At 72.7% G+C, this 25,665-nt stretch carries 21 protein-coding genes and 1 pseudogene; 11 read left to right on the top strand and 11 right to left on the bottom strand.

The window, feature by feature from the left end; all coding sequences use genetic code 11:
• Positions 1 to 161 precede the first annotated feature (161 nt).
• Together ACFY32_RS01425 and ppdK are read left to right on the top strand one after the other, a co-directional pair.
• Complete coding sequence (locus tag ACFY32_RS01425) at positions 162 to 1,400, top strand: ROK family protein (RefSeq protein WP_359191548.1); 1,239 nt, start codon at positions 162 to 164, stop codon at positions 1,398 to 1,400.
• 366 nt (positions 1,401 to 1,766) lie between these two features.
• Positions 1,767 to 4,487 (top strand): pyruvate, phosphate dikinase, encoded by a 2,721-nt coding sequence (gene ppdK, locus ACFY32_RS01430; RefSeq protein ID WP_359191546.1) that lies wholly within the window; start codon positions 1,767 to 1,769, stop codon positions 4,485 to 4,487.
• Between the two features lie 140 nt (positions 4,488 to 4,627).
• On the opposite strand, the gene ACFY32_RS01435 is transcribed toward ppdK, so the two are convergent.
• Positions 4,628 to 4,930: a helix-turn-helix transcriptional regulator gene (locus tag ACFY32_RS01435; protein WP_359191543.1), complete on the bottom strand. Its 303-nt coding sequence runs from the start codon at positions 4,928 to 4,930 to the stop codon at positions 4,628 to 4,630.
• A gap of 74 nt (positions 4,931 to 5,004) precedes the next feature.
• Here ACFY32_RS01435 and map point away from each other — a divergent pair, with 74 nt between their 5' ends.
• Positions 5,005 to 5,787: a type I methionyl aminopeptidase gene (map, locus tag ACFY32_RS01440; protein WP_390673133.1), complete on the top strand. Its 783-nt coding sequence runs from the start codon at positions 5,005 to 5,007 to the stop codon at positions 5,785 to 5,787.
• A 3-nt stretch (positions 5,788 to 5,790) separates the two neighbouring features.
• Here the strand turns inward: map and ACFY32_RS01445 are convergent.
• The 5 genes and pseudogenes from ACFY32_RS01445 to ACFY32_RS01465 all read right to left on the bottom strand — a co-directional run.
• Positions 5,791 to 5,916, bottom strand: a pseudogene (locus ACFY32_RS01445) (excalibur calcium-binding domain-containing protein); the annotation flags it as partial.
• Between the two features lie 72 nt (positions 5,917 to 5,988).
• Positions 5,989 to 7,146 (bottom strand): alkaline phosphatase PhoX, encoded by a 1,158-nt coding sequence (locus tag ACFY32_RS01450; protein WP_359191536.1) that lies wholly within the window; start codon positions 7,144 to 7,146, stop codon positions 5,989 to 5,991.
• 216 nt (positions 7,147 to 7,362) lie between these two features.
• Complete coding sequence (gene nirD / locus ACFY32_RS01455; RefSeq protein WP_359191533.1) at positions 7,363 to 7,713, bottom strand: nitrite reductase small subunit NirD; 351 nt, start codon at positions 7,711 to 7,713, stop codon at positions 7,363 to 7,365.
• Positions 7,710 to 10,295, bottom strand: a complete 2,586-nt coding sequence (gene nirB, locus ACFY32_RS01460) for a nitrite reductase large subunit NirB (protein WP_359191531.1) — start codon at positions 10,293 to 10,295, stop codon at positions 7,710 to 7,712. The genes nirD and nirB overlap by 4 nt, the downstream gene beginning before the upstream one ends.
• Positions 10,295 to 11,509: an FAD-dependent oxidoreductase gene (locus tag ACFY32_RS01465; RefSeq protein ID WP_359191525.1), complete on the bottom strand. Its 1,215-nt coding sequence runs from the start codon at positions 11,507 to 11,509 to the stop codon at positions 10,295 to 10,297. Before ACFY32_RS01465 ends, nirB begins: the two co-directional genes overlap by 1 nt.
• Positions 11,510 to 11,741: 232 nt before the next feature.
• Here ACFY32_RS01465 and ACFY32_RS01470 point away from each other — a divergent pair, with 232 nt between their 5' ends.
• From ACFY32_RS01470 to ACFY32_RS01480, 3 genes are all read left to right on the top strand, one after another.
• Positions 11,742 to 12,524, top strand: coding sequence for a TSUP family transporter (locus tag ACFY32_RS01470; protein ID WP_359191522.1), 783 nt, complete (start codon positions 11,742 to 11,744; stop codon positions 12,522 to 12,524).
• An 87-nt stretch (positions 12,525 to 12,611) separates the two neighbouring features.
• Complete coding sequence (locus ACFY32_RS01475) at positions 12,612 to 13,748, top strand: hypothetical protein (RefSeq protein ID WP_359191519.1); 1,137 nt, start codon at positions 12,612 to 12,614, stop codon at positions 13,746 to 13,748.
• Positions 13,749 to 13,832: 84 nt separating this feature from the next.
• Entirely contained in the window at positions 13,833 to 14,381 is a 549-nt protein-coding gene (locus ACFY32_RS01480; RefSeq protein ID WP_390673134.1) for a hypothetical protein, read from the top strand.
• 368 nt (positions 14,382 to 14,749) lie between these two features.
• Here the strand turns inward: ACFY32_RS01480 and ACFY32_RS01485 are convergent, their stop codons facing one another.
• The 4 genes from ACFY32_RS01485 to ACFY32_RS01500 all read right to left on the bottom strand — a co-directional run bounded on the left by ACFY32_RS01485 (position 14,750) and on the right by ACFY32_RS01500 (position 16,765).
• Positions 14,750 to 14,881, bottom strand: a complete 132-nt coding sequence (locus tag ACFY32_RS01485) for a hypothetical protein (protein WP_390673135.1) — start codon at positions 14,879 to 14,881, stop codon at positions 14,750 to 14,752.
• A gap of 145 nt (positions 14,882 to 15,026) precedes the next feature.
• Positions 15,027 to 15,326: a hypothetical protein gene (locus ACFY32_RS01490; RefSeq protein WP_359191511.1), complete on the bottom strand. Its 300-nt coding sequence runs from the start codon at positions 15,324 to 15,326 to the stop codon at positions 15,027 to 15,029.
• Between the two features lie 163 nt (positions 15,327 to 15,489).
• Positions 15,490 to 16,113, bottom strand: a complete 624-nt coding sequence (locus tag ACFY32_RS01495; RefSeq protein ID WP_390673136.1) for a class F sortase — start codon at positions 16,111 to 16,113, stop codon at positions 15,490 to 15,492.
• A gap of 121 nt (positions 16,114 to 16,234) precedes the next feature.
• Positions 16,235 to 16,765 (bottom strand): hypothetical protein, encoded by a 531-nt coding sequence (locus tag ACFY32_RS01500; RefSeq protein ID WP_390673137.1) that lies wholly within the window; start codon positions 16,763 to 16,765, stop codon positions 16,235 to 16,237.
• 280 nt (positions 16,766 to 17,045) lie between these two features.
• Between ACFY32_RS01500 and ACFY32_RS01505 the strand changes: the two genes are divergently transcribed.
• Positions 17,046 to 17,708: an NADPH-dependent FMN reductase gene (locus ACFY32_RS01505; RefSeq protein WP_390673138.1), complete on the top strand. Its 663-nt coding sequence runs from the start codon at positions 17,046 to 17,048 to the stop codon at positions 17,706 to 17,708.
• A gap of 6 nt (positions 17,709 to 17,714) precedes the next feature.
• On the opposite strand, the gene ACFY32_RS01510 is transcribed toward ACFY32_RS01505, so the two are convergent.
• Positions 17,715 to 19,850, bottom strand: coding sequence for a molybdopterin oxidoreductase family protein (locus ACFY32_RS01510; RefSeq protein WP_359191499.1), 2,136 nt, complete (start codon positions 19,848 to 19,850; stop codon positions 17,715 to 17,717).
• Positions 19,851 to 20,180: 330 nt separating this feature from the next.
• On the opposite strand from ACFY32_RS01510, the gene ACFY32_RS01515 reads away from it, so the two are divergent.
• The 4 genes from ACFY32_RS01515 to dnaG all read left to right on the top strand — a co-directional run bounded on the left by ACFY32_RS01515 (position 20,181) and on the right by dnaG (position 25,616).
• Entirely contained in the window at positions 20,181 to 20,972 is a 792-nt protein-coding gene (locus ACFY32_RS01515) for a sirohydrochlorin chelatase (protein WP_390673139.1), read from the top strand.
• An 81-nt stretch (positions 20,973 to 21,053) separates the two neighbouring features.
• The gene (locus ACFY32_RS01520; protein WP_390673140.1) at positions 21,054 to 22,319 is read left to right on the top strand and encodes a deoxyguanosinetriphosphate triphosphohydrolase; all 1,266 of its coding nucleotides are present in this window, start codon (positions 21,054 to 21,056) and stop codon (positions 22,317 to 22,319) included.
• Positions 22,320 to 22,398: 79 nt separating this feature from the next.
• Entirely contained in the window at positions 22,399 to 23,664 is a 1,266-nt protein-coding gene (locus ACFY32_RS01525; RefSeq protein ID WP_359191490.1) for an FAD-dependent oxidoreductase, read from the top strand.
• 44 nt (positions 23,665 to 23,708) lie between these two features.
• Complete coding sequence (dnaG, locus tag ACFY32_RS01530; RefSeq protein ID WP_390673141.1) at positions 23,709 to 25,616, top strand: DNA primase; 1,908 nt, start codon at positions 23,709 to 23,711, stop codon at positions 25,614 to 25,616.
• The last annotated feature ends 49 nt before the right edge of the window (positions 25,617 to 25,665 follow it).

Raw genomic sequence — 25,665 nt, forward strand, 5'->3', positions numbered from 1 at the left:
GCCTACGGGCCGCGAGCCGCCGGGGGTGGCCCGCCATACTGGTGAGCGGTTCCCGGGGACCTCCGGCGGGGCCGGTTCGGCGCGGCTGCCGTAGAGTTACGTCTATTTAACACGCATAACTCACTATGTAATGCAGGGTGGGGAAACACAAGGGGGTGCGCATGACGGAACAGACCGGCCGGACCGGCAGAATCACGCCAAGAGCCAACTCCCAGGCGAGCGCCGGTGAGTTGCTCGCCCTGGTGCGCAGCGGGCGCGCCACCACCCGAGGAGCGCTGCAACAGGCCACCGGCCTCTCCCGCGCCACCGTGGGCCAGCGCCTGGACCGCCTCTTCCGGGCGGGCTGGCTGCGCGAGGGCGCCGGCGGCCCCGTGGACTCCCCGCTGGGCGGACGCCCCTCCATCACCCTGGAGTTCGACGACGAGCACGCGGTGGTGCTCGCCGCCGACCTGGACACCCGGCACGCCCGCGCCGCCGTCCTCACCCTGACCGGCGAGATCCTCGCCGAGCACACCGGCACCCTGGTCGTCGAGGACGGCCCCGACGCCGTGCTCGGCGAACTGGGCCACTGGTTCGCCGGGTTGCTGGACCGGGCCGGCCGGGACGCCGGGGAGATCTGCGGCATCGGCCTGGCGGTGCCCGGCCCCGTCGACCGCGACACCGGCCGGGTCGTCCAGCCGCCGATCATGCCGGGCTGGGACGGCTACGACATCCGCTCCCGCCTCGGCCGCGCCGTCACCGAGCACACCGGCGCCGGCCCCGTACCGGTACTGGTCGACAACGACGCCAACCTCATGGCCTACGCCGAGCAGCGCGCCCACCACCCGGGCGTCTCGGCGTTCGTGCTGGTCAAGGTCTCCACGGGCATCGGCGCCGGGGTCGTCGTGGACGGCGCCATCTACCGGGGCGTGGACGGCGGCGCCGGGGACATCGGGCACATCCGCGTCCCCGAGGGCGCCCGCGCGCTGTGCCGGTGCGGTTCGTACGGCTGTCTGGCCGCGGTCGCCAGCGGCGGTGCCGTGGCCCGGCGGCTGACCGAGGCGGGCGTCCCCGCGGCCTCGGGCTCGGACGTGCGCCGCCTGCTCGCGGCCGGGCACCCGGAGGCGGCCGCGCTGGCCCGGGAGGCCGGGAAGCTGGTCGGGGACGTGCTGGCCACCGTCGTGACCCTGCTCAACCCCGGCGTGCTGATGATCGCCGGGGACCTGGCCGGCACCCCCTTCCTCACCGGCGTACGCGAACTGCTGTACCAGCGGGCGCTGCCGCGCTCCACCGCCCATCTGGTGATCGTCACCTCGCGGCTCGGGGAGCGGGCCGGGCTGGCCGGGGCGGGGGCGCTGGTGGTGGACCATCTGTACGCGCCGGAGCGGGTGGAGGAACGGCTGCTGGCGCTCGGTGTGTGAGACGCGGGGAGCCGCCGCGGCGTGATTCTCGCCACCCTTGATAGTCGAAGCGCTCAGATGAGCGAATCATGGGCGGCTGCACTTCTGAAAGGGGTGGCACGCAGTGCCACCCACTGATCGTTCATCGATCGAACTCAGAAGTGTCGGGAGTCGCTCATAAGAGCGCTCCCGGGTTGCGGTGTCATTGCCCGCGTTCAAGAAGTGAACACAGAACCGGCTCTGGGCTTGCCAAGCCTTGACTTTAGATCCGCTGGCGGACGGGTGGTTACAGGCGTATGACGCGCAAGTGGACGTACCCAGGTGCCTTCGATCTGGGTAGATTCCTCGCCGTCAGGGCAGCCACCGCGTCTTCGAGGAGTCGAGACCGTGTCGGAAAACAAAGATCCCCACGTAACGAAGTTCGTCTACGACTTCACCGAGGGCAACAAGGACCTCAAGGACCTCCTCGGCGGCAAGGGTGCCAACCTCGCCGAGATGACCAACCTGGGCCTTCCGGTTCCTCCCGGTTTCACCATCACCACCGAGGCGTGCAAGACCTACCTCGACAGCGGCGAGGAGCCGGCGGCACTGCGTGACGAGGTGAGTGCGCACCTCGACGCCCTCGAAGCGAAGATGGGCAAGAAGCTCGGCCAGGCCGACGACCCCCTGCTCGTCTCGGTCCGGTCCGGCGCCAAGTTCTCCATGCCCGGCATGATGGACACCGTCCTCAACATCGGTCTCTCCGACGCGTCGGTGCGGGGCCTGGCCGCGCAGGCCGGCGACGAGCGGTTCGCCTGGGACTCCTACCGCCGCCTCATCCAGATGTTCGGCAAGACCGTCCTCGGCGTCGACGGCGACCTCTTCGAGGAGGCCCTGGAGAAGGCGAAGGCGGCCAAGAAGGTCGCGGTCGACACCGAGCTGGCGGCCGACGATCTGAAGAAGCTGGTCAGCACCTTCAAGAAGATCGTCAAGAAGGAGGCCGGCCGGGACTTCCCGCAGGACCCGCGCGAGCAGATGGACCTCGCCATCAAGGCGGTGTTCGAGTCCTGGAACGGCGACCGCGCCAAGCTCTACCGCCGCCAGGAGCGCATCCCGCACGACCTCGGCACCGCCGTCAACGTCTGTTCGATGGTCTTCGGCAACCTCGGCCCCGACTCCGGCACCGGCGTCGCCTTCACCCGCGACCCCGCCTCCGGCCACCAGGGCGTCTACGGCGACTACCTGCAGAACGCCCAGGGCGAGGACGTCGTCGCGGGCATCCGCAACACCGTCCCCCTCGCGGAGCTGGAGCGGATCGACAAGCAGTCGTACGACCAGCTCATGCAGATCATGGAGACCCTGGAGAACCACTACAAGGATCTCTGCGACATCGAGTTCACCATCGAGCGCGGCCGGCTCTGGATGCTCCAGACCCGCGTCGGCAAGCGCACGGCGGGCGCCGCCTTCCGGATCGCCACCCAGCTCGTGGACCAGGGCCTGATCGACGAGGCCGAGGCGCTCACCCGGGTCAACGGCGCCCAGTTGGCCCAGCTCATGTTCCCGCGCTTCGACGACACCGCGAAGGTCGAGCAGGTCGGCCGGGGCATCGCCGCCTCGCCGGGCGCGGCGGTCGGCAAGGCGGTCTTCGACTCGTACACGGCCGTGAAGTGGTCCCGCTCCGGTGAGAAGGTCATCCTGATCCGCCGGGAGACCAACCCCGACGACCTCGACGGCATGATCGCGGCCGAGGGCATCCTCACCTCCCGCGGCGGCAAGACCTCCCACGCGGCCGTGGTCGCCCGCGGCATGGGCAAGACCTGTGTCTGCGGCGCGGAGGAACTGGAGGTCGACACCAAGCGCCGCCGGATGACCGTCCCCGGCGGGCATGTGGTCGAGGAGGGCGACGTCGTCTCCATCGACGGCTCCTCCGGCAAGGTCTACCTGGGCGAGGTCCCGGTCGTGCCGTCCCCGGTCGTGGAGTACTTCGAGGGCCGGATGCACGCGGGCGCCGAGGACGCCGACGAGCTGGTCGAGGCCGTGCACCGCATCATGGCCTTCGCCGACCGCAAGCGCCGGCTGCGGGTGCGGGCCAACGCCGACAACGCCGAGGACGCGCTGCGGGCCCGCCGCTTCGGCGCCCAGGGGATCGGCCTGTGCCGCACCGAGCACATGTTCCTCGGCGACCGCCGCGAACTGGTCGAACGCCTGATCCTGGCCGACACGGAGGCCGAGCGGGAGGAATCCCTGAAGGAACTCCTCCCGCTCCAGAAGCGGGACTTCGTCGAGCTGTTCGAGGCGATGGACGGCCTGCCGGTCACCATCCGCCTGCTGGACCCGCCGCTGCACGAGTTCCTCCCCGACATCACCGAACTGTCGGTCCGCGTGGCGCTCGCCGAGTCCCGCCAGGAGCCGCACGAGAACGAACTCCGCCTGCTCCAGGCCGTGCACCGCCTGCACGAGCAGAACCCGATGCTCGGCCTGCGCGGCGTCCGCCTCGGCCTGGTCATCCCCGGCCTGTTCACCATGCAGGTACGGGCCATCGCCGAGGCCGCGGCCGAGCGCAAGGCGGCCAAGGGCGACCCGCGCGCCGAGATCATGATCCCGCTGGTCGGCACGGTCCAGGAGCTGGAGATCGTCCGCGACGAGGCCGACAAGGTCATCGCCGAGGTCGAGGCGGCCGCGGGCGCCCGGCTCAAGCTCGCCATCGGCACGATGATCGAACTGCCGCGCGCCGCGCTGACCGCCGGCCAGATCGCGGAGTGCGCGGAGTTCTTCTCCTTCGGCACCAACGACCTGACCCAGACGGTGTGGGGCTTCAGCCGCGACGACGTGGAGGCGTCCTTCTTCACGGCGTACCTGGAGAAGGGCATCTTCGGGGTGTCGCCGTTCGAGACGATCGACAAGGACGGCGTCGGCTCCCTGGTCGCCGCCGCCGCGAAGGCCGGCCGCGAGACCCGCCCCGACCTCAAGCTCGGCGTCTGCGGCGAGCACGGCGGCGACCCGGAGTCCGTCCACTTCTTCCACGAGGTGGGCCTGGACTACGTCTCCTGCTCCCCGTTCCGCATCCCGGTCGCCCGACTGGAAGCCGGCCGCGCCGCGGTCCAGTCGGCGGGCAGCGACCACCGCTGACCCCGGGGCCGCCGCCTGTCACCCGACCACCCTCACCGATCGGCGGCGCCCCGGTCCACCAGGAGAGGGCGGCACCCGTGCGGGGGTGCCGCCCTCTCGGCGTCTCTCCGGCCCCTACGAGGCCAGCCGCTCCCCGGCCTCTACGAGGCCAGCCGCTCCCCGGCCCGGGGGCCGGCCTCCGCCGCCTCCGTCTCCTCGTCCGGTCGGCTGATCTCCGTCCAGACCGCGTCGAGGGAGAGGCCGAGGACGTCGGTGATCGCCGCGATGGTCGGGAAGGCGGGGGTGGCCACGCGGCCCGACTCGATCTTGCGGAGGGTCTCCGGGGAGACCTGTGCGGCGAGCGCGATCTCCAGCATCGAGCGCTCGCCCCTGGCCCGACGGAGCAGGGCGCCGAGGCGCTGACCACGGGCGACCTCTGCGGGCGTGAGCGGCAACCTGACCATGGGACCGATTCTAGTACCGGTATAGTATGGCCGGTATAGTTATTGGCCGCCTGGTCGCACGTGAAGGACGCCGCATGATCGAGATCCTGAATCCCACCCTGCTGGAGCGGGCCAGAGTCACCGGCGCCCTGGTCGCCGACATCCTGCACACCCTGAAGGGCCGCAGCGCGGTCGGCGTGAACCTGCTGGACATCGACCGCTGGGCCAAGGAGATGATCGCCGAGGCGGGCGCCGACTCCTGCTACGTCGACTACGCGCCGTCCTTCGGCCGCGGCCCCTTCGGCCACTACATCTGCACGGCCGTCAACGACGCCGTGCTGCACGGCCGTCCGCGCGACCACGTGCTCGCCGACGGCGACCTGCTCACCCTCGACCTCGCGGTCTCCAAGGGCGGGGTCGCCGCCGACGCCGCGATCAGCTTCATCGTGGGCCACACCCGCCCCCCGGAGAGCGTCGCGCTGATCGAGGCGACCGAGCGCGCGCTGGCCGCCGGGATCGCCGCCGCCCGGCCCGGCGCCCGCATCGGCGACCTCTCCCACGCCATCGGCACGGTCCTCGGCGAGGCCGGGTACCGGGTCAACACCGAGTTCGGCGGCCACGGCATCGGCTCCACGATGCACCAGGACCCGCACGTCCCCAACAGTGGGCGCCCCGGCCGGGGCTACCCCCTGCGTCCCGGCCTGCTGCTCGCCCTGGAGCCGTGGGTCATGGCCGACACCGCGCGGCTGGTCACCGACGCCGACGGCTGGACACTGCGCAGCGCGACCGGCTGCCGCACGGCGCACAGCGAACACACCATCGCCATCACGGAGGACGGAGCCGAGATCCTGACCCTGCCGACGGGAGCCCGGCTGTAGGGGTCACTCGCAGCCGACCCCGTCGCCGTCGCGGTCCAGGTGGCGCCCGTAGCCGGGGTCGCCCGCGTGCACCGGGGCGGCGCCCGCGGCGCGGGCGGCGTCGCAGTTGCGGTAGTAGGCGCCGCCGCCGAGGGGACGACCGTACGGCGCGATCGCACATTTATGGAGGCGGTGTGATGGTTCCGTGACGCATCCGTGTCGCTACGACCGGAACGGGCCCCGCACCTCGTACGTGATCCCGCCCGAGGAACTCCCGCTCGTCCCCCGCTGGCTGGAGAAGTACAGCCGGGTGCCGTCGGGGGAGAAGGCCGGGCCGGTGATCTCCGACGCCGACTGGCCCTCGACGCGCAGGAAGGGGGCGATCACGTCGTCCGGGGTGATCACGCAGATCTCCATGTTGCCGCCGTCCTCGGCGACGAACAGGTCGCCCGAGGCGGACCCGGTGACGTTGTCCACGCCGGTGAGCGGGGCCGTGCCCGAGGTCACCAGGGAGTCGTCGTAGGCGAGTTCGAGGGTCTGGGCGGCGGCGTTGTACTGCCACACCCGGTTGTCGCCCTTGGTGGTGAACCAGCAGGTGCCGTCGGCGTAATGGCAGCCCTCGCCGCCGTTGAACCGCTTGGCGCCCGGGACCTGGTTGCGGGTGGCCGTGGCGCCGGTCGGGTCGGGGACGCGGGACCAGGTCACCGGACCGCTGGTGGCCGTCCCCGCGACCAGCACCTCCAGGGTGCCGGAGGACAGGTCGCCCCAGGTCGCCGGCCGGAAACGGTAGAAGCAGCCGTCCGTCACGTCCTCCGTCAGGTAGATCACCCCGCGGACCGGGTCGGCCGCCGCCGCCTCGTGCTTGAAGCGGCCCATCGCGTCCCGGCGGACGGCCGCCTTCGCGCCCCACGGATCGGTCTCGTACACGTACCCCCGGTCGACCTCCTCGCAGGACAGCCAGGTGTTCCACGGGGTCTTCCCGCCCGCGCAGTTGGTGCGGGTGCCGGACAGGATGCGGTACGCCGACGTGATCGCGCCCGTCGCCGAGAACCGCACCGCGCTCGCGCCCCCGGAGGGGTTGATCTCCGAGTTCGACACATAGATCCAGCCCGTGCCGTCGGCGTAACAGGCCCCGCCGTCCGGGGCGCTGTGCCAGGTGTACGACGTGCCGGGCACCGTCTGGCCGGAACGGGCGACGACCCGGCTGGTGAAGCCGGACGGGAGCCTGATGCCGTTGGCGTCGGGCGAGCCCAGCGCGCCGTAGGGGCCGGCGCCGGGCCGGGCGGGCGCGGCGTGGGCGGCACCGCGCCACAGGGTGCCGCCCAGGGCGGCGGAGGTGCCGCCGAGGGCGACCGCGCGCAGGAGGGTACGACGTTCCACTCTCGCTCCAGAGGTGTTCGTGACCGCCCCGCCGCCGGACGGTGACGGGGTCGCGCGGTCACGGACCCTAGGGGAGCGGGGTGGACGGCCCGTGGACGTCTCCTTAAGCGCCCGCGTACACCTCCGCGGAGCCGGGGCGCCGTCCCCGCCCCGCGGGCGGCGCGTCCCGCCGGCCCCACCCGGGCGGGGCCGCCGTCCCGCCTCGCGGGCGGTGCGTCACGCCGCCTTCACCTCGTACGCCGTCACCCGGACCGACTCGTCGTCCAGGCACTCGCCCGTGGACAGGTCGAAGCGCTGCTTGAGCAGGGGCGAGGCGACGAACGGGCGGCCCCGGTGGGAGCCGGTCAGGCCGCGGGAGAGGACCGCCGCGCCGGTGAACGGGTCGCGGTTGTCGATGGCGTACAGCGCGCCCGTGCGGTCGCGGAAGAGGGCCGCCTGGCTGCCGTCGGGCAGCAGGGCCGCCACCCCGCGGCCGGGCAGGAGGGTGCTCAGCTCGCAGACCGGGAGCCAGTCGTCGGCCAGCCGGAGCCGGACCTTCAGGTCGGTCGTCTCGGGTGCCAGGGTCATCGCTGGGTGCTTCCTTCCAGGGGACGGCGGCCGATGGCCAGCAGCGGCAGATCGGGCTTCATCTGGTCGCGTTCGGGCACGAAGCTCACCAGCGGGTCCGGGGTGTCGGGGGCGTTGACGAAGGACACGAACCGGGCGAGCTTCTCGGGGTCGGTGATGGTCTCGGCCCACTCGTCGCGGTAGCCGGCGACATGAGCGGCCATCAGGGCCTCCAGCTCGTCGCAGATGCCGAGCGAGTCGTGCACCACCACGTCCCGTACGTGCTCCAGCCCGCCGGGGACGCGCTCCAGCCAGGTGGAGGTGCGCTCCAGGCGGTCGGCGGTACGGATGTAGAACATCAGGAACCGGTCGATCAGGCGGATCAGCTCCGCGTCGGACAGGTCCTGGGCCAGCAGGTCCGCGTGGCGCGGGGTGGCGCCGCCGTTGCCGCCGACGTAGAGGTTCCAGCCGCTCGCGGTGGCGATGACGCCGAAGTCCTTCGACTGGGCCTCGGCGCACTCGCGGGCGCAGCCGGACACCGCCGACTTCAGCTTGTGCGGGGACCTGAGCCCCCGGTAGCGCAGCTCCAGGTCGATCGCCATGCGCACCGAGTCCTGCACGCCGTAACGGCACCAGGTCTGCCCCACGCAGGACTTCACCGTCCGCAGGGACTTGCCGTACGCGTGCCCGGACTCGAAGCCGGCGTCAACCAGCCGGGCCCAGATCGACGGCAGTTGCTCCACCCGCGCGCCGAACATGTCGATGCGCTGACCGCCGGTGATCTTCGTGTAGAGCCCGAAGTCGCGGGCGATCTCGCCGATGACGATGAGTTTCTCCGGGGCGATCTCGCCGCCGGGGATGCGCGGGACGACCGAGTACGAGCCGTTCTTCTGGAGGTTGGCCAGGAAGTGGTCGTTGGTGTCCTGGAGCGCGGCCTGCTCGCCGTCCAGGACGTAACCGCTGGCGCCGATGGCCGGGGCGAGGGAGGCGATGATCGAACCGACCGTCGGCTTGCAGATCTCGCAGCCGTCGCCGCCCCGGGCCTCCTCGCGGCCGTACCGGTCGAGCAGGTCCTGGTACGAGGTGATGCGCAGCGCGAGGACGATCTCGTACAACTCCTCGCGGGTCCGGCCGAAGCAGCCGCACAGGCCCTTGTCGACCTCGACGCCGCTCGCCTCCAGTTCGGCGGTGACCAACTGGCCGAGCACCTTGACGCAGGAGCCGCAGCCGGTGCCGGCCTTGGTGCACTTCTTCACCTCGGGCACGGTGGTGCAGGAGTGCTCGGTCACCGCGCCGCGGATGGTGCCCTTGGACACGTTGTGGCAGGAGCAGACGATCGCGTCGTCGGGGAGGGCGGCGGGCCCCAACTGGGCGGGCGCCCCGGCGCCGGCCGGCAGCACGAGCGACTCGGGGGAGACCGGCGGGACCGACCCGGTGAACGCGCGCAGTGTGCCGTACGCCTCCGCGTCGCCGACCAGGATGCCGCCGAGCAGGGTGCCGTCGCGGCCGATGACCAGCTTCTTGTACAGGCCCGCGCGGGAGTCGGAGTAGACGACGTCCAGGCAGTCCTCGGTGGTGCCGTGCGCGTCGCCGAAGGACGCCACGTCCACGCCGAGCAGCTTCAGCTTGGTGGACAGGTCGGCGCCGGTGAACGACGCCTCGTCGGAGGCGATGGTGGCCGCCGCGGTCTGGGCCTGCTCGTATCCCGGCGCGACCAGGCCGTACACCCGGCCGTCGGCCGCCAGCGCGCACTCGCCGATGGCGAAGACGTGCGGGTCGGTGACCGTACGGCACTGCTCGTCGACCGCGATGCCGCCGCGCTCGCCGACCGCCAGCCCGCAGTCCCGGGCGAGCTGGTCGCGGGGGCGGACACCCGCGCTGAACACCACCAGGTCGGTGGCGAGTTCGGAACCGTCGGACAGCTTCATGCCGCTGACGGCGCCGTGTTCGTCGACCACGATCTCCTGGGTGCCGACGCCCGTGTGCACCGACAGGCCCATCTCCTCGATGGTGCGCAGCAGCGCCGCGCCGCCGCCCTCGTCCACCTGGACGGGCATCAGCCGGGGCGCGAACTCCACGATGTGCGAGGTGAGTCCGAGTCCCTTCAGCGCGCCCGCAGCCTCCAGGCCGAGCAGCCCGCCGCCCACCACCGCGCCGGTCGTCGCGGTCCTCGCGTACTCCTCGATGGCGAGCAGGTCCTCGATGGTGCGGTACACGAAGCAGCCGGTGGCGTCCTTGCCGGGGACCGGCGGGACGAACGGGTAGGACCCGGTGGCCAGCACGAGCGTGTCGTACGCGACGACCAGCCCGGACCGCGCGGTGACCGTCCGCGCCTCCCGGTCCACCGTCTCGGCCGGGTCGCCGACGTGCAGCTCGATGCCGTGCTCCGCGATGAACGCGAGGTCCGTCATCGACAGGTCCTCGGGGGTCTTCCCCGAGAAGTACGAGGTGAGCTGGACCCGGTCGTAGGCGGGGCGCGGCTCCTCGCACAGCACGACCACGCGGTGCGTGGCGGTCAGGCCGCGCTCGGCGAGCGCTTCGAGGAAGCGCTGGCCGACCATGCCGTGGCCGACGAGCACGATGGTCGGTTCGTCCGTGGACATCAGGAGCCTCCGTCATGGGTGAGCAAGTGGAGCAGCGGGCCGTCGTCGGGGAGCGGCTCTGCTCCCTCCCAGGCGCGGGCGAGCGCGCCGACGGTGCCGAGTTCGCCGACGAGGACCCCGCCGACCAGGCGGTCGTCGCGGACGACGACCTTGCGGTACGTGCCCCGGGTGGCGTCGGCGAGCTGCACGACGTCGTCCCCGGGGAGGGCCTCCGTCTCGCCGAACGCGGCGAGGTCGAAGGGGCTGTCCGGCCCGGTCAGGGTGAGCCGGGTCAGCGAGCGGGTGCCGGTGTAGCGGGCGCCCGGGTGTCCGGCGAGGGAGCGGGCGAGGGCATCGGCCTGCTCCAGCGCGGGGGCGGCGAGCCCGTACAGCGTGCCGGCGTGCTGCGCGCAGTCGCCGATCGCCCGGATGTACGGGTCGGAGGTGCGCAGTTCGTCGTCGACGACGACGCCCTTGTGCACGGCGAGCCCGGCGTCCCGCGCCAGCCCCACCCGGGGGCTGACCCCGCACGCCAGGACGACCAGGTCGGCGTCGAGGGCGTAGCCGTCGGCCAGCTCGACCGAGCGGACCGCGCCGCCGACGCAGCGCACGTCCCGTACCCGGCACTCGGTGTGCACCTCGACGCCCAGGTCGGTCAGGTGCCGGCGCACCAGCTTGGAGGCGGCCGGGTCGAGCTGACGCTCCATCAGCCGCTCCGACTGCTGGGCGAGGACGACCTGCGCGCCGCGCACCGCCAGCGCGCGGGCCGCGGAGACCCCGAGCAGCCCGCCGCCGATGACGACCGCGCGGGCCCCTGGCCGCACCGCCTCGGACAGGCCGAGGCAGTCGTCCATGGTGCGGAACGCGTGAACGCCCCGCGGCAGTTGCCGGTCCGGGGTGAACAGGCCGCGCAGGGGCGGCAGTACGGCGTTGGAGCCGGTCGCCAGCACCAGCGTCCCGTACCCGATCACCTGGCCGTCGGCGCAGGTGACGGTCCGCGCGTCCGGGTCGACGCCGGTGACCCGGCCGCGGACCAGCCCGGCGGGCGCGGGCAGCGCGATCACCTCGGGGCGGTACCGCCCGGCGAGCACCTCGGCGAGCAGCACCCGGTTGTACGGGCGGTGCTCCTCCTCGCCGATCAGCAGCGCGGGCGTGCCCAGCTCACCCAGCCTCCGGGCGAGTGCCACGCCCGCGAGACCGGCGCCGATCACCACCACACGCGTATTCGAGGTCATGCCACCGAGCGTGCGGTGCGGGTGTTACCCGACCGCATCACACCTGTTTCCCGGGGGGAACGCTGCGCTCAGCGGGGGTGGGGGGCGGGTGTGAGGGGGATCGCCGGTGGGGGAGGGGGCGGTGTGAGGGCGGCTCCGCGAGCGTGGGGGAGGGGGCGGTGTGAGGGCGGCTCCGCGAGCGTGGGGGAGGGGGGTCGACGTGGTCGCGACCTCGCCGCCTATCGTCATGATCATGCTCGACATCGCACCGACCACCCTCGCCCTGCTCTGCGTCGCGGCCCTCGCCGCCGGCTGGATCGACGCCGTGGTCGGCGGCGGCGGGCTCCTGCTGCTGCCGGCCCTCCTGCTCGGCCTGCCCGCCGGCACCCCGGCCGCGCACGCCCTCGGCACCAACAAGGCGGTCGCCATCGTCGGCACCACCGGCGCGGCCGTCACCTACGCCCGCAGGGCCCCGGTCGACGTCCGCACCGCCGTCCGCATCGGCCTGGCCGCGCTCGCCGGCTCCTCGGCGGGGGCGTTCCTCGCGGCGGGGATGAGCACGGAGGTCCTCAAGCCGGTCATCATGGTCGTCCTCCTCGCCGTCGGGGCCTTCGTCATCCTCCGCCCCGCCTTCGGCACGGCCCCCGCGCCGGGTCCGGTCACCCGCCGCCGCGTCCTCGCCGCCATCGGCCTGGCCGGCCTGGGCATCGGGTTCTACGACGGCCTGATCGGCCCCGGCACCGGCACCTTCCTCGTCCTCGCCCTCACGGCGGTCCTCCACCTCGACCTGGTGACCGCCTCCGCCACCGCCAAGATCGTCAACTGCTGCACCAACGCGGGCGCCCTCGCCATGTTCGCCTGGCAGGACGCGGTCCTGTGGCAACTCGCCGCCCTGATGGCCGTCTTCAACCTCGCGGGCGGCACCCTGGGCGCCCGTACCGCGCTGAAGCGGGGCAGCGGTTTCGTCCGGGTGGTGCTGCTGACGGTGGTGTTCGCGCTGGTGGTGAATCTGGCGTGGGAGCAGTGGGGGGCTTGAGGCAGGGCGCTGGAAACCTTCCGCAGCGCCGGCGCCACCGCGTCGATCAAGTACAGCTACCGCATCCGCACCGGCGGCCCGTCCTGGGTGCGCACGGAGAAACCGGAGAGCAGCGGCACCACCTACGGCAGCGAGTACCAGCTCTACGACGGACTCCTGCGTCCCCGCCAGATCCAGACCGAGGGTCCCGACGGCGGCCGGCTCATCGCCGACACCCTGTACGACGGCTCCGGTCGCGTGGTGAAGACGAACGACACCTACTACACCACCGGGGCCCCCGGCACGAGCCTGTTCGTCCCCGTCAACTCGGACGTCGACGCCCAGACGGTGACCGAGTACGACGGTGCCGGCCGTCCCACCGCCAGCATCTTCAAGGTCGGCGGCACGGAGGAGAACCGCACCACCTACTCCTACGGCGGCGACCGCGTCCACGTCGACCCGCCCGAGGGACAGACCCCGACCACCACCATCACCGACGTCCGCCACAACACGGTCACCACGACCTACGACGAACTCGGCCGGACCACCGGCACCTGGCAGGGCGACGCCGACACCGGCACCCGCCTGTCCGTGACCAAGTACGACACCGTCGCCAAGGGCGAACTGTACGGCGAGTACACCTACCGCAACGGCGCCGTCCACAGCTCCGTGCTACAGCCGGTACTGGACGAGATGTACCGGCCCACGCTGACGCGGTACACGGTGTCGAAGACGGCCGAACCGGAACTGGGCGGCACGTACGAGTGCGGTCAGACCATCGCCCAGCGCACCACCGACGGCGTCACCTACCTCGCCGGTGACCCGCCAGGGCACGGCCCAGCTCGCCATCGCCTCCGGCGACGGCTCCACCCGGCGCCGCCGCCTGGACTCCTTCGGCGTCGCCCGCGGGTCCACAACCTCACCGTCAGCGCGACCCATACGTACTATGTGTTGGCGGGGGCCACTCCGGTCCTGGTCCACAACTGCAACGGGGCGAAACTTGAGCCGACTTACAAGCCCGACTGGTCGCCGGAGCAGATTGCGGCGGCCGACGAAAAGGTCGCCGCTCTGAATGCCGCTCCGCAGCTCATTGTGACAAAGGTCCAGCGTTCGGGAAGCGCTGCTGATGTCTGGCGCGAGCTGGAAATCGGACGGTGCCCGGAACTGACATCGATCATAAGATCGACCTGCAACTCGGCGGGCCTGATGATGTCAACAATATGTGGCCACTTGATAGTTCGGTGAACTGACAGAAGCAAGGACTGCAACCAGGCGACTTGGTGTGCAGCATCTCGATCACAGTCAGAACATGTTAGGTGGGGCAGAGCCGTGCAGTTGCGTGACTTGGACGTCTCTCACGCTGTGGCGACCAGTGCTGGCCTGTTTGGCGTATGGCGCGCGAGCGCATTCGACCACGTCAACGAGCTGAATCAGTGGGAGAACGAGGTAGCGGAAGACTCTGCCCTTGAACGCCAGATCTCGTTTGGTGCCTTCGTGCCGATCAATATCGGAGGTAACGGGGCATTCCAGGTTGCCGTACGTGGCGTGGAGGCTCCGGGTAATCTGAGCCAACGAGAGCGGTCCTATCTTCTTGTCTCTTCCGATCCTTATCTCCTCGTCTCGGACGGGGTGCTGGAACTCGGCGGACTCGAATCCGTAGGAAATTACGCCGGCGGAGAGAAAGTGAAGATTCGGCTCGACAATGGTAGGTATGCCGCGATCGTCCACCTGGTGGATTGGCAAGCGGAGCCCGGTGGTCGTGGACTTGATGGAAATCCCTCGGCGGGGGCCCTTCCGGACTTCATTGTTGAGATCTTCGCCGAAGTCCCGGGAGGGCTGAAGTACCGCACTAAGGTCGAGACCTTCAACCGACCGTAGTCTGAAGAATGCATGGCGCCGCCGGGAACCGGTGTGACGGCAGAGGTGACGGCAACGCCAGGGGACGAAGGAGCCCCGACCGAGGTGTCCCGGTCGGGGCTCCAGTGCTGGCGGCTGTCGCGCTAACCAGCGGATGGGGCGCTACCGCCCCCGAGGGCGTCGTCCCTTGATCACTGCGAGATCGACGCCCTGCTCCAGGAGCAAGATGGCAGTCGAATGGCGTAGGGCCCTCCGAACCGGGGCTGGATTCGCGGCCTCAATGACTTCGCAGAAGTGATGCGAAGCCTCCTCAGGTGAGTCCTGGTGGGACTTCTGTATGGCCTCGGTGCGGGTACGGCGAGAGGGGGACGCGTATGGCGGTGTTCAGATCAGGTGCGCTGCGTGGGGTACGGGGTGTCCAGTTGGTCGTCTGCATCGTCGATCGCGTCGAGGTCCTCGTACGCCGGTGCGGGCAGGCGCTCGCCGCGGCTGATCGAGTTGCGATGCACGTTGGTCAGCACGTCGATCAACTCCGTTGCCAACGGGCGCGGTTCGCCCGCCGGCCACTGGCGCCCGTGGTGCGGGGCCTGGTGAGAAGTCAGCCTGTCGACCGGTGGCGGAACGGCAGTCGCGCCGAGGAGTGCAACTGGTGGTGTGCGTGATCCGCTATACCCCGACCCACTCCGCGTACTGCGTCAACGCGCCGTTACGCGCCCGCTCCCGCCGCCTCGGCGCCAACACCGTTTCCCGCTCGGTCGGGTGACAGCGGGTCTGCTGAGCCGCGATGCGCCGGGCTTGGTGAAGGCAGTCCAGTGTCTTGTCCGGGTGGTCCGCCCAGGCGTGCGCCCGGCCGAGGTCCATCCAGTGGTGCCCGGCCCGGGTACGGGTCCAGCCGCGCGGGATGCGCACGTTGATCGCCAGTTCGATCGCATGCCCGAAGTCATTGGCCTCCGAGGCGATCGCCACGGCATGCACTCCCACGTTGACCGGCCCCTCAGGTGACGTCGAAGTGGATCACCGCATCCGTCCGGTCACGCCGCAACTCATCGGCGTACGGCTGCCCCAGCAGGTCGGATGTACGGTCGTCCCTGCTGCCGGCGCGGCCACACCGCACTGGTCCGGGAAGCGGTCAGCGTACGGACGTCAAATGCCCGAACACCACCACGTTCCCCCGGTACCCCGTGTCGTGGGACCAGCCGCCGCCGCAGGTGATGACGCGGAGTTCGGGGCGGGGGGCCGTGCCGTAGACCTTGGCGTCGGGGAAGGCGCGGGCGTCGTAGACCTCGACGGCGTCGACGGTGAAGACGGCGAGGGAGCCGTCGCGGCGGTCGACCTCGATGGTGGCGCCGCGCTTGAGGGCGCCGAGGCGGTAGAAGACGGCGGGGCCCTCGGCGTTGTCCACGTGCCCGGCGACGATGGCGGTGCCGCGTTCGCCGGGGGTGGTGCCGGCCTCGTACCAGCCGGCGAGGTTCTTCTTCTCGGGCGGCGGTACGTCCAGGCTGCCCGTCGGGGTGAGGCCGAGGCCGGTCAGCGGGGCGTCCACGCCGAGGGCGGGGATGCGCACGCGGTCGGGCGGGGAGGGCGGGAGCGCGGGGGCCGCGGGGGCCGCGGGGGCCTGGCGGGCGTGGGCGGCGCGGGACTCGGCGGCCGAGGGCTGCGGCGGGCCCGACCCGGCGCCCCACAGCAGCCAGGCCCCCGAGCAGAGGGCGGCCGCGGTGACGGCCGCTATGGCGGTGTTGCCGACCCTGCGCATCGCGCGACCCCTCTCCATCCAAACCCTCGAAGCCCCCGGCCCCCTCCGGGCCGCGAGGGGGGTCGGACCCGGAGGGGGTGGGGAAGTGCGGTACCGGCAGGCGGGCAGCGGAGGGTGCCCGTCACATCCCGTCGCCTCTCGCCCGGCGATGCAGGAGCCAGGTACCGCCCGCGGCGGCGACGGCGAGAGCCGCCACGCCGGCCGCGGTCTGCACGGGATCGGGGCCCAGGGCGCCGCCGACCCCCGTCTTGACGCTGCCGCGGGGATACACCCGCTCGGCCGAGGTCAGCGTCACCACCAGGTCGCCGGTGACCCGCCGGTCGCCCTCGGCGCACCGGGCGACGATCTCGTACGTCCCCGGCTGCGCGCCCGGCGGCACCCGGAACTCCCCGGCCGCCCGGCCCTCGGGGCCGCTCGCCGTCAGCGTGAACGACCCCGCGCCGACCGCGCTGGCGTCGCCCGCCGCCGTACCGTCCTCGCCGCACGCGGCGGTGTCCGCGGCGGCCCGGCCGCCCGGCACGACCGCGGAGGGGTAGATCTGGAGGCCCCCGCTCCCGTCGTCCTCTCCGGCGTACGCCGGCGCCGCGGCGAGGAGGCCGGCGGTGGCCGCGGCGAGGGCGGTACCGGACAGCAGGCGGGCGGTACGTCGCATCGGTGCTCCTTCGAGCTTCTCGGTGACCCCTGCCCCTCCGAGGTAAGTGCCACCGGCCCCGGACCGCTTCCCGGCGACCCGTCGGAAATGCGGTGAACGGGTGTCAGGCGTCGCCCGCCGGGCCCGTACCCGACGCCGTTTCAGCAGGTCACCGGCGTACGACCGTCCCGTCACCGAGGAGCCTGCGAAGAGCGCCCGGCGCGGGTGTGAACGGGTGATCCGCCGCCCCGGACGACGACCGCTTGACCTCAAGCAAAGTTGAGGGTCGAGGCTGTGCGGCATGGATACCGACACCAGCACCAGCACCGGCACCAGCGCCAGCACGGGCACCGGCACCGGCACCGGCACCGGCACCGGCACCGACACCGACACCGCCCCGCTCTCCGTCGTCCTCGTCGTCGGCAGCAACCGCCACGGCCGCTTCGGCCCCGTCGTCGCCGACTGGCTGCTCGATCATCTGCGGGCCCATCCCGGCCTCGACCCCGAGGTCGTGGACGTGGCCGCCACCGACCTGCCCACCACCATGGCCCCCACCCCCGAGGCGCGGGCCGCGCTCGCGGACATCACCCCGAAACTGGCGGGCGCGGACGCGTTCGTCGTCCTCACGCCCGAGTACAACCACTCGTTCCCGGCGGGCCTGAAGAACCTCATCGACTGGCACTACCACGAGTGGCGGGCCAAGCCCGTCGCCCTGGTCGGCTACGGCGGCCTGGCCGGCGGCCTGCGCGCCGCCGAGCACCTCCGGCAGGTCTTCGCCGAACTGCACGCCGTCACCGTCCGCGACACCGTCTCCTTCCACAACGCGGGCGGGTCCTTCGACGACGCGGGCCGGCTCAAGGACCCCTCGGCGCCGGACGCGGCGGCGAAGACGATGCTGGACCAACTGGTGTGGTGGGGGCGGGCGCTGCGGGAGGCGAAGGAACGCCGCCCGTACGCCGCGTGAGCGTGCTTACGGGGTCACCGTCTCCAGCCGGACCGCGCACACCTTGAACTCCGGCATCCGCGAGGTCGGGTCGAGCGCCGGGTTGGTGAGGGTGTTGGCGCGGCCCTCGCCCGGCCAGTGGAAGGGCATGAACACGGTGTCCGGCCGGATGCCGGTGGTGATCCGGGCGGGGGCGACGGCCCGGCCCCGCCGGGACACGACGGCCACCGGGTCGCCCTCCGCCGCCCCCAGTCGCGCCGCGAGCCTCGGGTGCAGCTCGACGAACGGGCCGGGCGCGGCGGCGTTCAGCTCCGCCACCCGACGGGTCTGCGCCCCGGACTGGTACTGCGCCACCACCCGGCCCGTGGTCAGCAGCACCGGGTACTCGTCGTCGGGCTCCTCGGCGGCCGGGCGGTGCGAGACGGGGACGAAGCGGGCCCGGCCGTCCTCGGTGGCGAAACGGTCGAGGAAGAGCCGGGGGGTGCCGGGGTGCGCGTCCGTACGGTCGCCCCCGTCCCCCGGCGACGCGTCCGCCGTCGCACCCGGGGTCCCGCCCTCCGCCGGGCAGGGCCAGAACACGCCGTTCTCCTCCGCCAGTCGCCGGTAGGTGATGCCGGAGTAGTCCGCGAGGCCGCCCGCGCTGGCGCGGCGCAGTTCCTCGAAGACCTCCTCGGGGTCGGTGGGGAAACCCTTCTCCACGCCCAGCCTGGCGGCGAGTTCGTGCAGCACCTCCAGGTCGCTGCGGACACCGTCCGGCGGGGTGAGCGCCCGCCGGCGCAGCAGGACCCTGCCCTCCAGGCTGGTCGTGGTCCCCGTCTCCTCGGCCCACTGGGTCACCGGCAGCACGACGTCCGCGAGCGCCGCCGTCTCCGACAGCACCACGTCGCACACGGCGAGGAAGTCCAGCGACCTCAGCCGGGCCTCGACATGGGCGGCCCGGGGCGCCGACACCACCGGGTTGGAGCCCATCAGCAGCAGCGACCTGATGTCCGTGCCCAGCGCGTCGAGCAGTTCGTACGCGCTGCGCCCCGGGCCCGGCAGCGAGTCGGGGTCGACGCCCCACACCTCGGCGACGTGCCGCCGCGCCGCCGGGTCGGTGAGCTTGCGGTAGCCGGGCAACTGGTCGGCCTTCTGCCCGTGTTCGCGCCCGCCCTGTCCGTTGCCCTGCCCGGTCAGACAGCCGTACCCGGAGTACGGCCGCCCGGCCCGGCCGGTCGCCAGGCACAGGTTGATCCACGCGCCGACCGTGTCGGTGCCCTTGGACTGCTGCTCGGGCCCGCGTGCGGTGAGCACCATCGCGGCCTCGGGCTCGCAGAACATCCGCACCGTCTCCCGCAGCAGCGGCACGGGCACCCCGGTGATCCGCTCCACGTACTCCGGCCAGTGCGCCATGGCCGCGGCCCGCGCCTCCTCCCAGCCTGCCGTCCGCCCGGCCACGTACTCCTCGTCCACCCGGCCCTCGGCGACGACCAGGTGCAGCAGCCCGAGCGCCAGCGCCAGATCCGTGCCCGGCCGGGGCGCGAGGTGCAGGTCGGCCTGTTCGGCGGTCTTCGTGCGGCGCGGGTCGACGACGATGAGCGTGCCGCCGTTCTCCCGCAGCTCGCTGAAGAAGCGCAGCGACGGGGGCATGGTCTCGGCCAGGTTGGAGCCGACGAGGACGACACAGCCCGTCTTCGGGATGTCCTCCAGCGGGAACGGCAGCCCCCGGTCCAGCCCGAACGCCTTGGTGCCGGCCGCCGCCGCCGACGACATGCAGAACCGCCCGTTGTAGTCGATCTGCGAGGTGCCCAGCACCACCCGGGCGAACTTGCCCAGCGTGTACGCCTTCTCGTTGGTCAGCCCGCCCCCGCCGAACACGCCGACCGCGTCCGCGCCGTGCTCCGCCCGCACCCGCGTCAGGTTCGCCGCGATCCGGCCCAGTGCCTCGTCCCAGCCCGCCGGCACCAGCGTCCCGTCCCCGGCGCGCACCAGCGGCGAGGTCAGCCGTACCCGCGAGGACAGCACCTCGGGAGCCGTCCGCCCCTTGCCGCACAGCGCGCCCCGGTTCACGGGGAAGTCCGCGCGCTCGGTGACCTCGACGGTGCCGTCGGCGGCGGGCGTCAGATTCATCCCGCACTGCAGGGCGCAGTACGGGCAGTGCGTGGGCGTCGCGGAGTTCTGCATGGCCTCCACGGTGCGGCGGCCGTGTTACGCGGCCCGGCGGCTCCTTGTTACACGGGCGGCACGGTGCCCTCCCCGCCCCCCGGCCCCCGCCGTGAGGTACGACCGCCCCGCGCACCGCCCGGCCATCACCGCCCGCACCAGTGTCCGCCGCCCCACCCGGGTGCGCGGCACTCCCCACCGACGTCTCGTCACGGACCCTCAGACGCTTCGCACGCCCGTCCGGTTCGGGTACGTCCCTCACAGCCCCCGCCCCTCGCGCTGTGAAGCGACGGAAAACCTCCGTGACCCCCAGGCAACGGCGAGGCAACCTCCCCCCGTCACGCTCGTTCCATGACCGTGCCCCCGATGACCGGCCCCGACGGCGCCCCCGCACTGGTCGTCGTCGCCCACGGCAGCCGCGACCCCCGCGCGCTGCGCACCGTGAGCGCCCTCCTGGACCAGGTCCGCGCCCTGCGCCCCGGCCTGCCGGTGCGCCTCGGGCACATCGAGCTGAACGCTCCGCTGCTGCCCGGCACCCTGGCCGACCTCGGCGACTCGGCGGCCGTCCTGGTACCGCTGCTGCTCAGCCGCGGCTACCACGTCAAACGGGACATCCCCGAGACGGCGGCGGCGTTCCCGGCCCGGACCCGGGTCGCGGCCCCGCTCGGCCCCCACCCGCTCCTGGTGGACGCCCTGCACGGCCGGCTCGCCGAGGCGGGCTGGGAGCGCCGGCCCGGGGACGCGGTGGTGCTGGCCGCCGCGGGGTCCCGCGACCCGGACGCCGCGACCGACACCGCCCGCACCGCCCGGCTGCTCGCCGGACGCCTCGGCGTGCCGGTCGTCCCCGCCTACGCGACGACCACCGCGCCCACCGTCCCGGAGGCGGTCGCGGACCTCATCGCCCGGGGCCACCGCCGGATCGCCGTGGCCTCGTACTTCACCGCGCCGGGCCGCTTCGCGACGGAGACGGCGCAGGGCCCCTGGCTCACGTCGGCGCCGCTGGGCACGCACCCGGCGATGGCCGAGCTGATCCTGCATCGGTACGAGGAGGCTCTGGCCGGTCCGCAGGCCGCGGCGGCGCCGTGGCCGTTCGCGCAGTTCCCCGCGCCCCTGTGGGCCACGGGTCGACTGCAACGCGTCTGAAAGCGGCTCCGCCGCGCGGGCGCGACAAGCCGCGAAGCACCCGCACCCGGCACACGACAGAACCCACGTACTGTCGGTGCCATGGAAGGCACCGCACCCCACACCCCCTACGACCCCGCGTCAGTGGCCCGCTGGGTCCCCGAGCCCGACAAACGCCCCGGCCGCACCGCCTTCCAGCGGGACCGCGCCCGCGTCCTGCACTCCGCCGCCCTCCGACGCCTCGCCGGCAAGACGCAGGTCGTCACCCCCGGCCGTACCGACCAGACCTGGGACGCCAGCCCCCGTACCCGCCTCACGCACTCCCTGGAGTGCGCCCAGGTCGGCCGGGAACTCGGCGGAGCCCTCGGCTGCGACCCCGACCTGGTCGAGGCCGCCTGTCTCTCGCACGACCTGGGGCACCCCCCGTTCGGTCACAACGGCGAACAGGCGCTGAACGAGTTCGCCGCCGACTGCGGCGGCTTCGAGGGCAACGCGCAGTCGCTCCGGCTGCTCACCCGGATCGAGCCCAAGCGCTTCACCTCGGAACGCTCCGTCGGCCTCAACCTCACCCGCGCCGCCCTGGACGCCGCGACGAAGTACCCGTGGCCGAGGGGCGCGCACCCCACCGATCCGGCCTCGCCGAAGTTCGGCGCCTACGAGGACGACCGGCCGGTGTTCGACTGGGTCCGCGAGGGCGCCCCCGGCACCCGTACCTGCTTCGAGGCGCAGGTCATGGACTGGTCCGACGACGTGGCGTACTCCGTGCACGACGTCGAGGACGGCCTGCACGCCGGCCACGTCGACCCGGGGTGTCTGCTCGCCGAGCCCGAGCGGCGGGCGGTGTTCGAGGTCGCCGTCGGCCGGTACGTGCCCGCCGGTACCGACCCGGAGGAACTCGCCGCTGCCCTCGACCGGCTGCTCGCCCAGGACTGGTGGCCGCACGGCTACGACGGCACGGCGATCGCGCAGGCCCGGCTGAAGGACGCCACCAGCCAGCTCATCGGCCGGTTCTGCCTGGCCGCCGAGAGCGCCACCCGCGCCGCCCACGGAGGCGGCCGGCTCACCCGGTACACCGCCGAGCTGGTCGTCCCGCGCGCCACCCGCATGGAGTGCGCCGTCCTCAAGGCCGTCGCCGACCGGTACGTGATGCAGCGCGCCGAGCAGGAGCGGCTCCGCGCCGATCAGCAGGTCGTCGTCCTGGAGCTGGCGCAGGCGCTGACCCGCCGGGCGCCGTACGGTCTGGACCCGCAGTTCCGCGCCCTGTTCGACCGGGCGCCGGACGACCGGGCCCGCAAACGGGTGATCGTCGACCAGATCGCCTCCCTCACCGACGCCTCGGCCCGGTCGCTGCACGCGCGGCTGACCTGATCGGGCCACTCCCCCTTCCCGGGACCGGCTCGGTGCGGGACGCTCGCATGTGGCGGAACCCTGACGAGGAGGCAGACAAGTGGTCGACGCTGATCAGACATTCGTCATCGTCGGAGGAGGTCTGGCCGGCGCGAAGGCGGCCGAGACGCTCCGCGCGGAGGGCTTCACCGGCCGGGTGATCCTCATCTGTGACGAGCGCGACCACCCCTACGAACGGCCGCCGCTGTCCAAGGGCTTCCTGCTCGGCAAGGAGGCCCGCGACAGCGTCTTCGTGCACGAACCCGCCTGGTACGCGCGCCACGACGTCGAACTCCACCTCGGCCAGACCGTCGTCGCCGTCGACCGCACCGCGAAGACCGTCCACTACGGCGACGACGGCACCCGCGTCCGCTACGACAAACTCCTCCTCGCCACCGGCGCCGAGCCCCGCCGCCTCGACGTCCCCGGCACCGGCCTCGCCGGCGTCCACCACCTGCGCCGCCTCGCCCACGCCGAACGCCTCAAGGGCGTCCTGGCCGCCCTCGGCCGGGACAACGGCCACCTGCTGATCGCCGGCGCCGGCTGGATCGGCCTGGAGGTCGCCGCCGCGGCCCGCGAGTACGGCGCCGAGGTCACCGTGGTCGAGCCCGCCCCGACCCCGCTGCACGGCGTCCTCGGCCCCGAGCTGGGCGGTGTCTTCACCGAACTGCACCAGGCGCACGGCGTCCGCTTCCGCTTCGGCGTCACCCTCACCGAGATCGTCGGCCAGGACGGCGTCGTCCTCGCCGCCCGCACCGACGACGGCGAGGAGCACCCGGCGCACGCGGTGCTCGCCGCGATCGGCGCCGCGCCGCGGACCTCGCTCGCCGAGGCGGCCGGCCTGGAGATCGCCGACCGGGCGCACGGCGGCGGCATCGTCGTGGACGAGCGGCTGCGCACCTCCGACCCCGACATCCACGCCGCCGGTGACGCGGCCTCCTTCCGGCACGCCCTGTTCGGCACCCGGCTGCGGGTGGAGCACTGGGCCAACGCGCTGAACGGCGGCCCGGCGGCGGCCCGCGCGATGCTGGGCCGGGAGATCACCTACGACCGCGTGCCCTACTTCTTCTCCGACCAGTACGACCTGGGCATGGAGTACAGCGGGTGGGCGCCGCCGGGGTCGTACGACGAGGTGGTGATCCGGGGGGACGCGGCGAAGCGGCAGTTCATCGCGTTCTGGGTGAAGGAGGGCCGGGTGCTGGCCGGGATGAACGTGAACGTGTGGGACGTCACAGACTCCGTCCAGCGGCTGATCCGTTCCGGGGCCCGGGTGGACGTGGAGGCGCTGGCGTCCCCGCGGGTCAGGCTGGAGGATCTCGGGGGGTAGTCCGCCGAGACCCGGGTGCCGGTGCGGACCCGTAGAATTCACGCGTGGCTGGACGGATCAATGACGAGGACGTGAAGGCGGTTCGGGACGCGGTCCCGATCGACGCCGTGGTGTCCGAGTACCTCCAGTTGCGCAACGCGGGCGGCGGCAACCTGAAGGGGCTGTGCCCGTTCCACGACGAGAAGTCGCCCTCCTTCCAGGTCAGCCCGAGCAAGGGGCTGTTCCACTGCTTCGGCTGCCAGGAGGGCGGCGACACCATCACGTTCGTGATGAAGATCGACCACCTCACCTTCTCCGAGGCGGTCGAGCGGCTGGCCGCCCAGGCCGGCATCACCCTGCGCTACGAGGAGGGCGGGTACAACCCCTCCCACCAGCGCGGCGAGCGGACCCGCCTGGTCGAGGCCCACAAGATCGCCGCGGAGTGGTACGCGGAGCAGCTCGCCACCGGCCCCGAGGCCGACGCCGGCCGGCACTTCCTCGCCGAGCGCGGCTTCGACCAGGACGCCGCCCTCCACTTCGGCGTGGGCTACAGCCCGCAGGGCTGGGACCACCTCACCCGCTATCTGCGCGGCAAGGGCTTCTCCGACAAGGAGCTGCTGCTCTCCGGGCTCGCGCAGGAGGGCCGCCGCGGCCCGATCGACCGGTTCCGGGGCCGGCTGATGTGGCCCATCCGCGACATCGGCGGCGAGGTCGTCGGCTTCGGCGCCCGCAGGCTCTACGAGTCGGACAACGGCCCGAAGTACCTCAACACCCCCGAGACCCCGATCTACCGCAAGTCCCAGGTCCTCTACGGCATCGACCTGGCCAAGAAGGAGATCGCCAAGTCCTCCCGCGCGGTCGTCGTCGAGGGCTACACCGACGTCATGGCCTGCCACCTGGCCGGCGTGACCACCGCCATCGCCACCTGCGGCACGGCCTTCGGCACCGACCACATCAAGATCCTGCGCCGGCTGCTGATGGACAACGGCAGCGCCCGCGTGATCTTCACCTTCGACGGTGACGCCGCCGGGCAGAAGGCGGCCCTGCGCGCCTTCGAGGACGACCAGAAGTTCGCCGCCGAGACGTACATCGCCGTCGCCCCCGACGGCATGGACCCCTGCGACCTGCGGCTGGCCAAGGGCGACGAGGCCGTCGCCGACCTGGTCGAGCCGCGCACCCCGCTGTTCGAGTTCGCGCTGCGCCAGATCGTCGCCCGCTACGACCTGGACACCCCCGGGGGCCGCGCCGCCGCCCTGGACGAGGCCGCCCCGGTGGTCGCCCGGATCAAGAACAGCGGCGCCCAGCACGAGGTCGCCGTGCAACTCGCCGGGATGCTGGGCATCCTCGACACCCAGTTCGTCGTCAAGCGGGTCGCGCAGCTCGCCCGCTGGGCCCGCGAGCGCGGCGGCCGCGGCCCCGCCGCCCCCGACCAGCACCGGCGCGGCCCCCAGCAGTACGCCGCCGCCCCGCAGGCCCCGCGCGGCCCGGCCCTCAACCTGCGCAACCCCGTTTACGCCACCGAGCGCGAGCTGCTCAAGCTCGCCCTCCAGCGCCCCGAGCTGGTCTCCCCGGCCTTCGACGCGTACGGCGTCGACGAGTTCACCGCCCCGCCCTACGCCGCCGTACGCCAGGCCGTCATGGACGCGGGCGGCGCCGAGCACGGCGTCGCCGACCCGCAGGAGTACCTGGTCAGGGTCCGTGAGGCGGCCCCCGACGACACCGTCCGCGCGATGGTCACGGAGCTGGCCGTCGAGGCGATCATGCGCCGCGCGGTCGACGAGCTGTACGCGGGCGAGGTGCTGGTCCGGGTCCGGCGCCGCGCCGTCGAGCGGTACATCCGCGACATCACCGGCCGGCTCACCCGGCTGTCCACCCACGGCGACCCGGGTGAACTGGCCGCCGTGCAGAACGAGTTGTGGGTCCTCCAGCAGTACGACCAGGCGCTGCGCGAACACGGCGCCAGCGCGCTCTGACGGCAGCTCGCCGGTTTCGACTCCGCGTTTCGGTGCACCCGACAGGAAA

The organism is Streptomyces sp. NPDC000134 (genome assembly GCF_042899225.1).
Lineage (GTDB): Bacteria > Actinomycetota > Actinomycetes > Streptomycetales > Streptomycetaceae > Streptomyces.